The organism is Thalassobaculum fulvum, assembly GCF_014652915.1.
GTDB lineage: Bacteria > Pseudomonadota > Alphaproteobacteria > Thalassobaculales > Thalassobaculaceae > Thalassobaculum_A > Thalassobaculum_A fulvum.
This window is the reverse complement of record NZ_BMZS01000004.1, coordinates 77415-90141: the sequence shown is the minus strand read 5'-3', so window position 1 is coordinate 90141 and position 12727 is coordinate 77415. Positions and strand designations below refer to the sequence as shown.

Annotated in this window: 15 protein-coding genes, 2 tRNA genes and 1 riboswitch; of the genes, 6 read left to right on the top strand and 11 right to left on the bottom strand. The window is 70.7% G+C overall.

Annotation, left to right across the window (positions count from 1 at the left end):
• From IE246_RS09785 to IE246_RS09765, 5 genes are read right to left on the bottom strand one after another with little or no spacing between them, the layout of a single operon-like run.
• Nucleotides 1-438 (bottom strand): Na(+)/H(+) antiporter subunit B, encoded by a 438-nt coding sequence (locus IE246_RS09785; protein ID WP_189988871.1) that lies wholly within the window; start codon nucleotides 436-438, stop codon nucleotides 1-3.
• The gene (locus IE246_RS09780) at nucleotides 435-1004 is read right to left on the bottom strand and encodes a DUF4040 domain-containing protein (protein ID WP_189988869.1); all 570 of its coding nucleotides are present in this window, start codon (nucleotides 1002-1004) and stop codon (nucleotides 435-437) included. The genes IE246_RS09785 and IE246_RS09780 overlap by 4 nt, the downstream gene beginning before the upstream one ends.
• Before the next feature lie 3 nt (nucleotides 1005-1007).
• Nucleotides 1008-1340 (bottom strand): monovalent cation/H(+) antiporter subunit G, encoded by a 333-nt coding sequence (mnhG, locus tag IE246_RS09775; RefSeq protein WP_189988867.1) that lies wholly within the window; start codon nucleotides 1338-1340, stop codon nucleotides 1008-1010.
• Nucleotides 1337-1663 (bottom strand): MrpF/PhaF family protein, encoded by a 327-nt coding sequence (locus tag IE246_RS09770; RefSeq protein WP_189988865.1) that lies wholly within the window; start codon nucleotides 1661-1663, stop codon nucleotides 1337-1339. The genes mnhG and IE246_RS09770 overlap by 4 nt, the downstream gene beginning before the upstream one ends.
• Entirely contained in the window at nucleotides 1663-2103 is a 441-nt protein-coding gene (locus tag IE246_RS09765; protein ID WP_189988862.1) for a Na+/H+ antiporter subunit E, read from the bottom strand. The genes IE246_RS09770 and IE246_RS09765 overlap by 1 nt, the downstream gene beginning before the upstream one ends.
• Before the next feature lie 277 nt (nucleotides 2104-2380).
• On the opposite strand from IE246_RS09765, the gene IE246_RS09760 reads away from it, so the two are divergent.
• On the top strand, nucleotides 2381-3274 hold the full coding sequence (locus IE246_RS09760; protein ID WP_229836840.1) for a branched-chain amino acid aminotransferase: 894 nt from the start codon (nucleotides 2381-2383) through the stop codon (nucleotides 3272-3274).
• Here the strand turns inward: IE246_RS09760 and IE246_RS09755 are convergent.
• Nucleotides 3253-4188, bottom strand: coding sequence for an ABC transporter substrate-binding protein (locus IE246_RS09755; RefSeq protein WP_189988861.1), 936 nt, complete (start codon nucleotides 4186-4188; stop codon nucleotides 3253-3255). The two genes, IE246_RS09760 and IE246_RS09755, sit on opposite strands and share 22 nt — an antisense overlap.
• A gap of 32 nt (nucleotides 4189-4220) precedes the next feature.
• Entirely contained in the window at nucleotides 4221-4988 is a 768-nt protein-coding gene (locus IE246_RS09750) for an ABC transporter permease (protein WP_189988859.1), read from the bottom strand.
• A 64-nt stretch (nucleotides 4989-5052) separates the two neighbouring features.
• Nucleotides 5053-5163, bottom strand: a riboswitch (TPP riboswitch).
• 63 nt (nucleotides 5164-5226) lie between these two features.
• On the opposite strand from IE246_RS09750, the gene IE246_RS09745 reads away from it, so the two are divergent.
• Both IE246_RS09745 and IE246_RS09740 read left to right on the top strand, forming a co-directional pair.
• On the top strand, nucleotides 5227-6483 hold the full coding sequence (locus tag IE246_RS09745) for an acetoin utilization protein AcuC (protein ID WP_189988857.1): 1257 nt from the start codon (nucleotides 5227-5229) through the stop codon (nucleotides 6481-6483).
• Nucleotides 6480-6923 (top strand): DUF192 domain-containing protein, encoded by a 444-nt coding sequence (locus IE246_RS09740; RefSeq protein ID WP_189988855.1) that lies wholly within the window; start codon nucleotides 6480-6482, stop codon nucleotides 6921-6923. The genes IE246_RS09745 and IE246_RS09740 overlap by 4 nt, the downstream gene beginning before the upstream one ends.
• 7 nt (nucleotides 6924-6930) lie before the next feature.
• Here IE246_RS09740 and IE246_RS09735 read toward each other — a convergent pair whose 3' ends face one another.
• From IE246_RS09735 to IE246_RS09725, 3 genes are all read right to left on the bottom strand, one after another.
• Nucleotides 6931-8268, bottom strand: coding sequence for a hypothetical protein (locus IE246_RS09735; protein WP_189988853.1), 1338 nt, complete (start codon nucleotides 8266-8268; stop codon nucleotides 6931-6933).
• A 79-nt stretch (nucleotides 8269-8347) separates the two neighbouring features.
• Nucleotides 8348-9010, bottom strand: a complete 663-nt coding sequence (locus tag IE246_RS09730; protein WP_189988851.1) for a class I SAM-dependent methyltransferase — start codon at nucleotides 9008-9010, stop codon at nucleotides 8348-8350.
• A 110-nt stretch (nucleotides 9011-9120) separates the two neighbouring features.
• Entirely contained in the window at nucleotides 9121-10653 is a 1533-nt protein-coding gene (locus IE246_RS09725) for a T6SS phospholipase effector Tle1-like catalytic domain-containing protein (protein ID WP_189988849.1), read from the bottom strand.
• Between the two features lie 255 nt (nucleotides 10654-10908).
• Between IE246_RS09725 and IE246_RS09720 the strand changes: the two genes are divergently transcribed.
• The 3 genes from IE246_RS09720 to IE246_RS09710 all read left to right on the top strand — a co-directional run bounded on the left by IE246_RS09720 (nucleotide 10909) and on the right by IE246_RS09710 (nucleotide 11438).
• Nucleotides 10909-10985 (top strand) — tRNA-Pro (locus tag IE246_RS09720).
• A 42-nt stretch (nucleotides 10986-11027) separates the two neighbouring features.
• Complete coding sequence (locus tag IE246_RS09715) at nucleotides 11028-11333, top strand: ETC complex I subunit (RefSeq protein ID WP_189988847.1); 306 nt, start codon at nucleotides 11028-11030, stop codon at nucleotides 11331-11333.
• A 28-nt stretch (nucleotides 11334-11361) separates the two neighbouring features.
• A tRNA-Arg gene (locus IE246_RS09710) sits at nucleotides 11362-11438 on the top strand.
• A gap of 31 nt (nucleotides 11439-11469) precedes the next feature.
• Here the strand turns inward: IE246_RS09710 and IE246_RS09705 are convergent.
• Entirely contained in the window at nucleotides 11470-12705 is a 1236-nt protein-coding gene (locus tag IE246_RS09705) for a putative sugar O-methyltransferase (protein ID WP_189988845.1), read from the bottom strand.
• Nucleotides 12706-12727 lie beyond the last annotated feature (22 nt).

Sequence of the window (12727 nt, the reverse complement as noted above, 5' to 3'; positions counted from 1 at the left end):
TCACCAGTCGTCGTCGTCGATCTCGTGGGTCCGGCCCGCATAGGCCAGGAAGATGAGCGTCATCACCGCGGTCACCGTCAGGCCGACGCCGAATTCCACGGTGATGATGCCGATGTGTTGGCCGGTGGTGTCGTCGCCGGCCAGCCAGTCGTAGTCGAGATAGGCCCCGCCCATGGCCATCGCGTAGTACCCGACCAGGGCGAAGATCATCACGCCGACCGGCGCCAGCACCATCAGGGCCTGGGGCTTGAACACCTGCTTGGCGCGCTCGGTGCCGAAGATCAGCGCGTACAGGATGATCGCCGCCGCCACGATCACGCCGGCCTGGAAGCCGCCGCCCGGGCTGAAGTCGCCGTGGAACTGCACGTAGAGCCCGTACAGGATGATGAACGGGATCAGCAGCTTGGAGACGACGCGCAGGACCAGGTGATGCCTCATGCCTCACGCTCCGGCCGGCGCGTGCCGGCTTCCTCGTCCTCCTCGCGCCGCCGCCCGAGCAGCAGCAGCACGCCGACACCGGCGGTGAAGATCACCGCGGTCTCGCCGAGCGTGTCGAAGCCGCGGTAGCTGGCCAGGATCGCGGTGACGATGTTCGGAATCTGGATGTCGTCGCGGGTGCCGGCGAGATACTCCGGGACCACGTGCAGCAGGGCCGGCGCGTTCGGGTCGCCGAACGCCGGCATGTCGACGGTTCCGTAGATCAGCAACGCGCCGGTGACGATCACCAGCAGCAGCGGGCCGATCGAGACCCGCCGGTTGGTGGCCTTCTCGCGCCGCCGGGTCAGGGTCAGGGTGCCGAGCATCAGCACGGTGGAGATGCCGGCGCCGACCGCCGCCTCGGTGAACGCCACGTCGACCGCGTCGAGCGCCACCAGCAGGGCGGCCGAGGTCAGGCTGTAGGCGCCCGACAGCATGGTCGCGACGAACAGGTGACGGGTCCACAGGATGGCGACCGCGATGATCCCGAGGATGGCCAGCAGAACGATGTCGATCAGCAGTTCCATGCCTCAGCCGTCCTTCTCCGGAAGGTCCTCCGCCGGCACCCCGAACGGCCGGAGGCCGACGGTGTAGGCGGCGTTGGCGACCGCGTGGGTCGCCGTCGGGCTGGTCAGCAGGATCAGCAGCAGGATGAAGATCAGCTTGACGGTGACCAGCGTCCAGCCGGCCAGGAACATCATGCCGACCAGCAGCAGCGACAGGCCGAGGGTGTCGGTGATGCCGGCGGCGTGCAGCCGGGTGTAGAAGTCCGGCAGGCGCCACAGGCCGAACGAGCCGATCAGTACGAAGACCGCGCCGGCCGCCAGGAACGCCCCGGCCAGGATGTGGGCGATCAACGTCATCGCCGCCCCCCAGTCTCACTTGCGGCGGTCCTGTCGTCGGCGCTGCCGGCGATCCCGAGATGGCGGTACCGGAAGAACTTCAGGACCGCCAGGGTGCCGATGAAGTTCACCAGTGCGTACAGCAGCGCGATGTCCAGGAAGTCCGGCCGTCCGGCCAGGAACCCCATGGCGGCGATCAGCAGCACGATCTTGGTGCCGACGCTGTTCACGGCGAGCACCCGGTCGTACAGGCTGGGGCCGGCGATGGTTCGCGCCAGGGTGATCAGCATCGCGACCAGCAGGCCGGTCGTGGCGGCGGCGAGCAGCATGAACGAGTAGTCCATCAGCGCTCGCCCAGGGCGGTGACCCGGTCGCCCATGTCGCCGCCGGTCAGGCCGTCGGCCATGTCCTGGGTGATGGCGTGGACCACGAGCTCGTCGCCGTCGATATCGACGGTCACGGTTCCCGGCGTCAGGGTGATCGAGTTGGCGTAGATCACCACCCCCATGTCGGTCGACTGGGTCGCCTTGACCCGGATCATGCGCGGACTGAGCGCCGGTTTCGGCGCCAGGATCAGCTTCGCCACGTCGATGTTCGCCTTGACGATCTCGACCAGGAGCCAGGCCCAGTAGCGGATGATGGCGGGGTCGATCCGCAGCCGCACCCGCTCGCCGTCGTGGCGGTCGATGCGGAACGACAGCCAGAGCGTCAGCAGCACCGACAGGGCGCCCAGCGTCAGCAGCAGCGGCTCGTGGAAATAGCCGGACAGCAGGAGCCAGAACACGGCCAAGCTCGCTCCCAAGACCAATGCGTGAAGCATTCCGCCGCTGTCCCTCTCCCGACCACGCCAGCCGACGCCGGCCGCGTCGGAGCGGCGATTCATGCCACAGGTCCGACGGGCGCGCCAAGCCCGCTACCGTATGTCCCCCTCCGTATGATCCGCAATGTCCCGGTGACACCGAGTCGCCGCAACGTGCTTTGCGAAAATAGGTATGGAGTGCTGACCTAAAATGGGTCAGAAAGACTGTCCTGGTAACGTTCGTTCAAATCGGGAGGGTAAAATGAAAGCCGTGCACTTCTACGAAGGGGGTTGGCGCAACGATCCGCCGCTGGTGGCCGGGCCGATGGACCTGGGCTTCTGGTCCGCCAACAACGTGTTCGACGGTGCCCGGGCCATCCACGGCTGCGCGCCCGACCTGGACCGCCACTGCGCCCGGCTGATCCGCTCGGCCAGGGCGATCGGGCTGGAGCCGGCGATGACGGCCGAGGAGGTCCACGCGCTGTGCGTCGAGGGCATCCGCATGCTGCCGGCCGACGCCGACTACTACGTCCGGCCGATGTTCTTCTGCCGCGAGGGCAGCCTGCTGCCCGAGACCGGCGAGACCCTGTTCGCGCTGTCGATCTTCGAGGCGCCGATGCCGCCGGAGAACGCCGGCAAGGCCACGCTGTCGCCGTACCGCCGGGCCGCCCCGGACCAGGCGCCGACCGATTCGAAGGCCGGCGCGCTGTACCCGAACTCGCAGCGCGCCCGGCGCGAAGCGATGAGCCGAGGCTTCCAGCTGGCGGTCGTTCTGGATCCCGACGGCAACGTCGCCGAGTTCAGCCACGCCAATCTGTGGATCGCCAAGGACGGGGTGGCGATCACGCCGCAGGCCAACGGCACCTTCCTGGACGGCATCACCAAGAATCGGGTGGCCGGCCTGCTGACCGCCGCCGGCGTGCCGGTCGAGCAGCGCACGCTGACCGTCGCCGACCTGGACGATGCCGACGAGATCTGGATGTCCGGCAATGCCGGCAAGATCCAGACGGTGACCGGCTGGGAAGGCCGCGAGCTGCAGCCGGGACCGGTGTTCCGGCAGGCCCGGAAGCTCTACTGGGAGTTCCTGGAGACCTGCCGGATCGTCGACGAGCCGGCGGCGGAAGCCGGGTCGGCTCAGCGCACCGCGACGGCGTAGCTTGCGACCGGTGGCACGGCCTTGATCAGGCCGGCCTCCTTCAGGAAGCCCGCCAGCCGGTCGTAGCGGCCGGTATCCAGGGCCGCCGGGCGCAGCGCGAAGCGCGGCAGCGTGTCGCGCCACGCCCGGCGGTTCAGTTCGTCGTCCACGTCCTTGTGGTTCTTCACGAACAGCTTCCAGGCGTCGTCCGGGTGGTTGACCATGAACTGCACGGCCCGCTCGGTCGCCTCCAGGAACCGCGGCAGCCGCGGGTCGGCGGCGCGGTCCTTGTGGGCGACGTAGATCAGCTGGTCGAACGGCGGCACCCCGTGCTCCTCGACGTAGAACGCCCGGCCGGGGCGGCCGACGATGTCCATCTGGTTGAGCTCGAAGTTGCGGTAGGCGCCGATCACCGCGTCGACCTGGCCGGAGATCAGCGACGGCGACAGCGAGAAGTTGACGTTCACCAGCTCGATGTCGGCCACGCCGAGGCCGACGGTCCCCAGCATCGCGGTCAGCATCGCCTCCTCGGTGCCGGCGACCGAGAACCCGACCTTGCGACCCTTCAGGTCGGCGAGCGTCTTCACCGGCCCGTCGGCCAGCACCGTCAGGGTGTTCAGCGGGGTCGCGACCAGGGTGCCGAAACGCACCAGCGGCAGGCCCTGGTCGACCTGCAGGTGCAACTGCGGCTGGTAGGAGATCGCCACGTCGGCCTTGCCGGCGGCGACCAGCTTCGGCGGGTCGTTCGGGTCGGCCGGCGCGATCAGCTCGACGTCCAGGCCCTGCTGCTCATAGAGGCCGAGTTCCTCGGCGACGATCAGCGGGCCGTGGTCCGGGTTGACGAACCAGTCGAGCAGCACGGTCATCTTGTCGGCGGCGTGGGCCGGGGCCGCGGCCAGCAGAGCGCCGGCGACGAGGGTGGGCAGCAGACGCATTCGGGGTCTCCGGGGTTGTCGGTGGAGGGAGGTCATCGGGACTCGTCCAGCTCGCCGGCCTGCCAGGGCATGGCCCGGCGCAGGCCGAGGTCGACGGCGGTGTAGAGCGCGACCGACAGGATCGCGAGGGTGAGCAGGGCGGCGAACATCAGGTCGGTCTGCATGCGCCCGTTGGCGTGCAGCATTAGGTAGCCGAGCCCGGCCGACGACCCGACCCACTCGCCGACCACGGCGCCGATCGGGGCGACCGCGGTCGCCACCCGAAGGCCGGACGCCAGCGCCGGCAGGGCGGCCGGCAACCGCACCCGCCGGAACAGCCGCGGGCCGCGGCAGCCGAGGGTGCGGGCGGCGTCCAGCCACAGCGGCTCGACCCGCCGCAGCCCGTCGTAGAACGCGGTGGCGACCGGGAAGAAGATGATCAGGGCCGCCATCACGACCTTGCTGGCCAGGCCGTAGCCGAGCCACAGCACCAGCAGGGGGGCGATCGCGAACACCGGGATCGCCTGGCTGACCACCAGCACCGGCAGCAGCCACGGCCGGATCGGGCGGACGGCGTGCAGGGTGGTGGCGACCGCCAGGCCGACGGCGGCGCCGAGCGTCAGGCCGACCACGATCTCCAGCACGGTGATGCCGGCATGGTGCAGGACGATGTCACGACGCTCGATCCAGGCCGCGACCACCCGCCCCGGGCCCGGCAGGATGTAGGGCGGGGCGGCGGTCGCCCACACCACGGCCTGCCACAGCGCCACCAGCCCGGCGGCGATCGCCAGGGGGCGGGCGAAACGGTGGACGCGCGTCATCGCCGGGAATGGGGTTCCCGGGCGTGCACTGCGTCGGATTCGGACCGGCCTGTTGCGCGGGCGCGCATCATTGCCTCCTTGCTCCCTCCGCCGGCGTGACCCGGATCAGGTTCGTGGGGTCGTCCAGTCGCCTGGACCTCTCAGCCGCCGGATTGCGGCTCCCCCGAAGTGGCGAGGCGATCATGGCGACCGGCCGCCCCCTTGGCAAGCCCGCTTCGGTGACGCAGTTTCTGCTGGCATGGACGCTTCAGAGACGATCATCCGACGCCCCGCCGCCCGACGCCCCGCGCCGCAGCCTGTCCCGTACCGGGTTCCGCCCGAGATCACGGCGCGCCGCGACCCGGCCTGGACCCGGTTCGACCCGTCGGTCCTGCCGCCGGCGTTTCCGGCCCGGCCTATCATGGTCGGCAACGAGATCTACCGGCACTCGGTCTACGGCCAGCGCCATCCGCTCTCGATCCAGCGGGTGACTCCGGCGATCGACATCGCCCGCGCGATCGGCTGGCTCGACGACGCGCACTACGTCGAGAGCGGGCAGGCCGATCCCGAGCAGCTGCAGCGCTTCCACGACCCGGACTACGTCGCCGCGGTAGTCGAGGCGGAGCGGACCCGCCAGGTGCCGGAGGCGGTGCGCGAGCGCTACAACATCGGCCGCAACGGCAACCCGGTGTTCGCCGAGATCTTCCGCCGCCCGGCCACCTCGTCGGGCGCCTCGATCCTGGCCGGCTCGGCGCTGGCCCATGTTCAGCGCGGCATCATCCATTCGCTCGCCGGCGGCACCCATCACGGCCGCCGCGACATGGCCTGGGGGTTCTGCTTCTTCAACGACCCGGTGCTCGGCATCCTGGCGATGCTCGACCATGGACTGGAGCGGGTCGCCTACGTCGATCTGGACGCCCATCACGGCGACGGCGTGCAGGACGCCTTCCATCATGACGACCGGGTGCTGACGATTTCGCTGCACGAGGACGGCCGCTGGCCGAAGACCGGCGCGCTCGACGACCGGGCCGGCGGCATGGCCCGCAACCTGCCGGTCCCGCCGGGCCTGAACGACAGCGAGCTGGCGCTGCTGATCGCCCGGGCGGTGGTGCCGCTGGTTCAGCGATTCTTCCCGGATGCCCTGGTGATCCAGACCGGGGCCGACGGCCTCGCCGACGATCCGCAGGCCAGGCTGGAGCTGTCGAACCGGGCGCTGTGGGACGCGGTCGCCGCCCTGATCCCGACGGCACCGCGGGTGCTGGTGGTCGGCGGCGGCGGTTACAATCCGTGGTCCGTGGCACGGGCGTGGTCCGGAATATGGGCTACGATCAATGGGATAAATCCCGATGTTGATCTTGGTTCTGATGCCGAGCGCGTGCTGCGCGAGCTGACCTGGAATCACAGCCGCGGCCGCAATCCACCGGAACACTGGTTCACCACGCTCGCCGACCGGCCGAATCCGGGGCCGGTGCGCGATTCCATCCACCGCATCATCGAGGCTGTTTTGAGCCCATGAGAACGTTGCTCTACGTGGTCCTGTCGCTGCTGGCCTGGACCGCCGCCGCGGCCGCGCAGGAGCGGGTGCCGCTGACCGTCGAGACCGCCGCAGGCGTCCGTCACGAGTTCCAGGTCGAGATCGCCGCGACCGAGGCGGAGCGCAACCGCGGCCTGATGTACCGCCAGGAACTGGCGCCCGACCACGGCATGCTGTTCGTGTTCGCCCGCCCGACCCGCGTCACCATGTGGATGAAGAACACGCCGCTGCCGCTGGACATGCTGTTCATCGGCAACGACGGGCGGATCGTCGACCTGCACGAGCGGGCGGTGCCGTATTCGCTCGACACCATCGCCGCCGGCCGACGCGCGCGCTACGTGCTGGAGGTGAACGGCGGGACGGTGGAGCGCCTCGGCCTCGCGGTCGGTGACAGGGTCACCGGCGCCGGCGTCGGCGGCTGACGGGGCTTCAGGATCCGTCGCGGATCTCGCGCTCGATGCGCTCCAGCAGGCCGCGCACCCGCTGCGGCTCCAGGTCGGCCGGCTGGAAGCAGGCGGTCAGCGCGATGGTGTCGCGGTAGCGCAGCACGCTGACCAGGAACAGCGGCAGCGCCGGCGGGTAGAACGCCACCTCGACGGCCTCCGGGGCGGCGGCGGCGAACCGCAACCGGCCGGCGTCGACCGTCCCGGCGTTCGACAGGGTCGGAAACAGCGGCTTGGCCATCGAGCGGCGCAGGATGGCCTCCACCAGGCGGCGGCGCCAGCGGTAGGGCAGGGCGCCGAGCAGCTTGACGAACAACGGGTTGCCGACGCCCATCAGGTCGCGCTTCTGGCGGCCGGTCTCGGCCGCCACCAGCGCCAGGGTGTCGTCGAAGCGCGGTCCGAGGTCCGAGCCGAGGGTGACGTAGGCGATTCCCACCATGTTGCCGGGTGCGCGCAGGGGCCGGCCCTCCGCGAACCGCCGCAGGTCGACGGTGAGGGCGATCTTCACCGTGGCCCCGGCCGACCCGGTCGCGGATCCCCCGACGAACTCCGGGAACGCCCGGGCGAACGCCGCCAGCAGCATGTCGTTGCGGGACACGCCGCGGACGCCGGCGCGGTCGATGGTGGCGACCGTGTCGGCCGACAGGCGGTGGACCACGTGGGCGGCGTCGGGGGTCCCGGCGGCCCGGTAGGCGTCGTAGTCGCGCCGGAAGCCGACCACGGTCCCGCGCGAGCGCAGCGCCGTCGCCAGGTCCCGCCGGGTGATCCGCCAGGTGTCCCGCCAGCCCAGCCGGTCCATCCACTCCAGCCCGACCGGCGGAGCGGTGTTCGGCTTCGGGGCATAGCCGGGATCCGCGGCCAGGCCGCTGTAGATCCCGGCGAGCCGATACGCGCACTCGTATGTCCAGAAGCCGTCGCCGATCACGTGGGTCAGCCAGAGCAGCAGGGAATCGCCGTGGGCATGCCGGGCCAGGTGCAGATGGAAGGTCGAGCCGTGGTGCTCCGGGCGCGGCGTCAGGATCGCCCGGATCGCGGTCTCGGGATCGTCGGTCTCGTGCAAGGTGAACCAGGAAGCCGCGTCCAGGTCGTCGAGGGGCCGCCAGACCGGGCCGTCCGGTGTGGCCTCGACCCGGCAGGCCAGGGCCGGCTCGGCCGCCGGCAGCAGGCGGGCGGCATGGGCCAGAAGACGCTCGTCGAGCCGGCCGGCGAAGTCCATGACCAGCAGGATCGGGCCGGCGCAGCCGAGATCCTCGCAGATCCAGATGACCTCGTCCTCGAGACCGAGGCGGCGAACTCCCGATGGCTTTGCGACCGACGCGCCCATCGGGGGGCTCCCCTGCAGACCCATGGGACAGCACCGGCATTCTGCCGTGCGGGCGCGCGCGTTGCCAGCGTCAGTGACGTCAGCGCTTGCGCGCCAGGGTCAGCCCGTCGCCGATCGGCAGCATCGCCATGGTCACGCGCTCGTCGCCGTGGATCTTCGCGTTGAGGGCGCGGATCGCCTCGGTGTCGGCGCTGCGGTCGGCGTCGTCGATCACCGCGCCGTCCCACAGCACGTTGTCGATTGCGACCAGGCCGCCGGTCCGCAGCAGCACCAGCGCGCGCTCGTAGTAGGCGTCGTAGCCCGGCTTGTCGGCGTCGACGAAGACGAAGTCGACGGTCCCGGCCCAGCCGCCGGCGATCAGGCCGTCCAGGGTCTCGACCGCCGGTGCGATCCGCAGGTCGATCTTGTCGGCGACGCCGGCTTCCTCCCAGAACGGCCGGCCGACCGACGTCCACTCCTCGCTGACGTCGCAGCACACCAGCTCGCCGTCGGCCGGCAGGGCGAGCGCCGTGCGCAGCGCCGAGTAGCCGGTGAAGGTGCCGATCTCGACCGCCCGGCGGGCGCCGATCAGCTCGACCAGCAGGGCCAGCGCGTTGCCCTGGTCGGGGGCGATCTGCATCGCCGCCATCGGCATCGCCTGGGTCGCTTCGCGCAGCCGCCGTCCGACCGCCGGCTCGCGGCCGCCGACATCGACGACGTAGTCGTACAGCCGGGCGTCGAGGTGGAGGGGGCGCGGGGTCATCGGCGGCTCCGGTCGGTGTGTTCGGCTTCGAGCGGTCGCGGCGCCAGCGCCGCCGCCGGGAACCATGCGCGTTCCCGACCCGGCGCGGAAGGGGGTGTCGGGTGTCCGCGTCAGGCCCGGGTCACGGTAAGCCGTACGCGTCCCTTGTTGTTGCCGTAGAACCGCCAGGCATCGTTCGCGTAGGCATAGAAGTAGCCGGATTTCCCGGGGGTCCGGGGGCCGCCGTCACCGATCGCCCACGTCTCGTGCGGGATCGGTTTGCCGTCCGGGTCCACGCCGGTTCCGTTCGCGACGGCGCCGACCAGGCAGAACCACGGGAACCCCTCGTGGCGCCGGGTCATGATGAAATCGGCGCTCTCGTTCTTGGTGAAATACTTGAACAGGCTCTCGGCCTGGCCAATCGCGCTGCCAACGACATGGGCGAGCTCGCCGATGTGGAACTTGCCGTCGTTCGATCCGGCCGGGCCGGTCGGGACGCTCTTGTCCAGCCACTGGCCGGTCGCGGTCATCGCGTAGGTGACGCCCGCCTCGAGATACAGGCCGGTGTCGTTCCAGGGATCGGCGGCGAACACGTCGAGGGAGACCGATTCGCCCGGACCCAGGATCCGGGTCCTGCGGTACGGCGCCTGGGTGATGGGCGGATTGCCGTAGCGTGCCGTCGCCGAGGCGTGCAGGTCGGCGCCGTCGGCCAGGCACGGGGCGCAGCGCGGCTTGGTCGGCAACAGGGCGAACGGGCCGGACAGCGAGTCGTGCAGGGTGCCGTGGTGGCGCGGGGCGATCTGGGCCAGAAGCTGCGGATCGAATGCCAGGCCTGCGGCGCCGGCTTCCTCGACCATCCACTGCAGCGCGGCGTCCGACAGGCCGGTGTCGGCGTAGCCGCCGCCGACGTCGCTGTGCACGCCGGGAAACCAGAGCTGCCGGACGTCGCGCCCGGGCGCGACGTTGGTCCACAGGGTCGGCTGGAAACTGGCACGCCGCTCGTCGATCGCCACGGCGTGGCGGGCGGTCTGCACGCCCGAACCGAGCTCGGTGTCGTGGAAGCTGCGGTCGCGAAACCCGTCGAGCAGGTTGAGGAGAGCCATGTCGTCCGGGATGCCGAGCGCCCCGACCGTGTCCCAGACCCCGAGGAAGCGGATCGGGATCCCGGGCTCGCCCGCCGGCGGAGCCCGGAACGCCCAGCCGTCCCGCCCGCCCGCGGCCCGCTCGCCCGGGGACGGTTTCCGGTAGTCGTTGTCGAACAGGTCCTGGACGCGGCTCCAGACGGTCGCCTCGTCCAGCCCGGCGGTGTCGAGCAGGCCGCACCGGCCGATCATGCCGCCCAGGCTGCGTACCGTGTAGGCACCGCGGCTGAAGCCGAACAGGTAGATCTCGTCGCCGGCCGCGTAGGTCTCGGCGACGAACCGGTAGGCGCTCATGATGTTGCGATCGAGTCCGAGGCCAAGTCCGCCGCCGGCGACCCGGCTCAGCAGCCCCGGGTCGGTTCCGACCCCGGGGTGATAGTATTTCACCTGCTCGACGCCGGCCGCGTCGGCCTCGGTGACGCAGTTGATCAGCCTGACCACGTTGGTCGGCGCCGGGATCCCGCCGTCGGTCTGGTCCGGGGTGTTCCAGGTCCCGTCGCAGCACACGATCAGTCGCTTCATCGCCGACCTCCGTCGCTCAAACCCGACGCGCTAGTATGGATTAAAGCCAAACAACTTTTCAGGGATATTTTTCGGCGCCGCCGTCCGACCCGGCCGGTGTGAAGGGCGCGCGAGGGCGAAGCTGCGAGCCGGATTCCCGTCGTCGGGTCCGGCCCGGACCCCGAGCGCCTGCGACCGCCTGTCCCGGCGGCAGGCCACAGAACGCTTGATCCCGGCGTTCCGCAGGGCTAGGAATTCCGCGACTTTGCAGGGTCTCGGGGTGTAGCGCAGCCTGGTAGCGCATCTGCTTTGGGAGCAGAGGGCCGGCGGTTCGAATCCGTCCACCCCGACCAACACGGCGGCGGCAGCCGCACGCGCACGGGAGCGGCGGGTACATGAGGGTCCGTATCTACAAGCCGGCCAAGAACGCCATGCAGTCGGGCCGGGCCAAGACCAAGAAGTGGGTGCTGGAGTACCGTGCCGAGACCGCGCGGATTCCCGAGCCGCTGATGGGCTGGGTTTCGGCCGGCGACACCACCAACCAGGTGCGGATCCCGTTCGACACCCGCGAGGAGGCGGTCGCCTTCGCCAAGCGCCACGGCTTCGAGTACTCGGTGGTCGAGCCGCACGAGCGCCAGCCGCGGCCCAAGGCCTACGCCGACAACTTCGCGTTCGACCGCAAGCTGAACTGGACCCACTGACGGGGCGCTCTGCCCCGCCGGCGACCAGGCGCCCATAGCTCAACTGGATAGAGCACCCGCCTTCTAAGCGGACGGTTGCAGGTTCGAGTCCTGCTGGGCGCGCCACCGCCGGACCGGCCGATCCTCAGGCCGGGACTCAGGCGCGTGCCTCGGCGATCACCTCGACCCACTGCCCGTCGAAGCCGTCCGAGACGACCGTCGCGTAGTCGGCCATGAACCCGTACCGCTCGGCCGGGACGACCATGGTGTCCTGGCCGGCAGGCTGCCGAAAGACGTTCCGGTTGACGTGGTACAGGCGCCGGGTGCCGAGGCGGCGCAGGGCGTCGCCGTAGAAGGCGTGGTTGCGCTCGTCCATGTGCTGGAAGCTCATGGTGTTGACCGCGAGGTCGACCTGCAGCGGCAGCTCGGCGAGCCGCCAGGGCGGCACCACCAGGGCCCGCTGCCCCGGGCCGGGCCGGTCGCCGTCCTCCCACAGCCCGGCGACGGCGTCGCCGTACAGCGAGGTCAGGTAGGTGTGGGTCAGCACCATGTTCACCGGCAGGTCGGTGAGCACGTAGGTGACGTCCGGCCGGATCGCCAGCAGGCGCGAGGCCAGCATCCCGAAGCCGCCGCCGATCTCCAGCACCGTCCCGTTCCGCGGCACCAGCGAGGCGACGCGGCAGGCGTAGTAGGCGGACTGGATGCTCTTGGCCGTGACCGGACCGACGCCGTCGAGTTCCACCAGCCGGGCGCCGAACCGGTCGTCGTCGAGCGCCGCCGCGTCGTACCGGTCGATCTCGCGACAGCCGGCACGGTACAGCCGGGTCAACAGCGTCAGGAACGTGCGCCGAAGAACCGGTGCGTGGAGGGCGCGCTCCTCGTCGGTCAGGGCCGGGTACAGGTGCTCGAAGTCCAGTCTCGGGAATGCCGCCGGCCGGTCGGGCGGGGTCTGGGTGCCGCTCGACAGCTCGGACCGGCGGAAGTTGGCCAGGTGCCGGTCGTCCATGTGGAAGTCCCGCTTCCAGCCTTCGATCGCGGACGGCGTCCAGGCTTCGCCGCTCCGCTCGCCGTGGAGCTGATCCATCAGCCACCGGTACCGGTCCTGGATCGCCCCGAGGTCGACCGGATGCGTCGCGGACGGGGGCAGGGGCTGCGGCTGCCGCGGCACCCAGGAGGACAGTTCGTCCCACCGATCGGATCTCTGCAGAAGGAACAGAAGGTTCTTGCGCAGGCGCCGGTCGGCCGGTGCGAGCACGCAGGCCCGGAACGCCGCCGCCAGGCTCGCGCCGATGTCGTGCGTACCGGCCGCGATCACGATGGCGTCGTAGGCCGGCGCGCGTGCCGGCTCTGACACCAGCAGTCGTCGGAGACGGTCGATCGGATGCTGGGCCATCGAGGACGGCTCCGGCGTGGCG